This window comes from Duganella radicis (assembly GCF_009720825.1).
Taxonomy (GTDB): domain Bacteria; phylum Pseudomonadota; class Gammaproteobacteria; order Burkholderiales; family Burkholderiaceae_D; genus Rugamonas; species Rugamonas radicis.
This window is the reverse complement of record NZ_WNKY01000116.1, coordinates 1-1,190: the sequence shown is the minus strand read 5'-3', so window position 1 is coordinate 1,190 and position 1,190 is coordinate 1. Positions and strand designations below refer to the sequence as shown.

At 49.5% G+C, this 1,190-nt stretch carries 1 protein-coding gene; it reads left to right on the top strand.

Features of this window, described 5'->3' with window-relative positions:
* Positions 1-108 precede the first annotated feature (108 nt).
* Positions 109-768, top strand: a complete 660-nt coding sequence (locus GM676_RS31295; protein WP_371866427.1) for a TniQ family protein — start codon at positions 109-111, stop codon at positions 766-768.
* Positions 769-1,190 lie beyond the last annotated feature (422 nt).

The window sequence follows — 1,190 nt, the reverse complement described above, 5'->3', positions numbered from 1 at the left end:
CTGCTCGAACCGCTTGGCTATATACCGCCGGCCGAAGCTGAGGCAAACTATTACCGACAACTTTCCGAGCAGGCTAAGTCGCCTGACTCACACCAAACGGCCTCCTAAATTTCCGGGGCGATTCAATCTGACCGCGATATTGACTATGCCTTAAACCGTATAACGTATTTCTCAAATCAACATGCAAGACCAGCCTATTTTTGTGCCGCATGCGCAAGTGAAGATTTTCAACAGCTCGGGGTGACCTATTGGAGGAGATCACATCAACTGCCAGGCATGTATTCGTGCCTTACGCACCAAGAGGGGCTACATTACGTTTTAACAAAAAATGCATTCCTTCAAGCGCCGCCTGCGACACTTGAAGACTGTTATGCGGTCGAGACAAACTGGACTATTGAAGGCAGCACGAACGAATACGTTCAAAGCTTCCTACATCTTTCGTTATCTCTTCCCAATGCCAAATATCCCGTTAGCCTCGCCAAAGTAAGAGCAGTAACGAGCCAACGTGCAGAGGATCTGGATATCGCTCTATTTCCCGAGCAGGCCGACCGGCATAGTCTCACCGACGGAATCCTGGATCGCTATCCAATTGAATGGCTTGAGCTACTGTTCCCGAACATTTCAGACAAATTACCTCGCGGTGTTCGGGAGCGAATTAATGGAATGCTCCGTTGCTCGACATCGTCGTCATCCATCGTGGCCTATCTTTTAGGACTGTGCATACTCTACGATAATGCTGATGATGTGATTCAAGCACTTCATCAGTAAATTTCGAACAAGGGTCACATTGCTGAAGGCGGCAACATTCAGCTATGTGGCTGCAGTCGTACGATGGTAGTAGTCAATCCAGAAGCTGGAGTTCGAAATCATTGCACCAGCATCGAAAACTGTTCAAGAAGACTAGGATTGGTTGTATATCGGCGGCCCTCGACGATATCGTCCGCAGGATCTTGACGTAGCGCGATCTTCACTTTGGCACGCTGTAGAAGGAAACTGCTGCGGTATTTTTCGTTCACGCCAATCGCCCCGGTAACGGACTCATTAACAAGATTGAGAGCATCGTTGGATTGTGTCCCCAGGCGTGGTGTATGAGATGTGATTCTCAAGGGGCTGGGTCCCCGGTCAGTTAATCACGGCGGAGAGCCGTGCGGCCTGATTGTCGCTCAAGCTTTGCAATCCTTCAAGCTGCA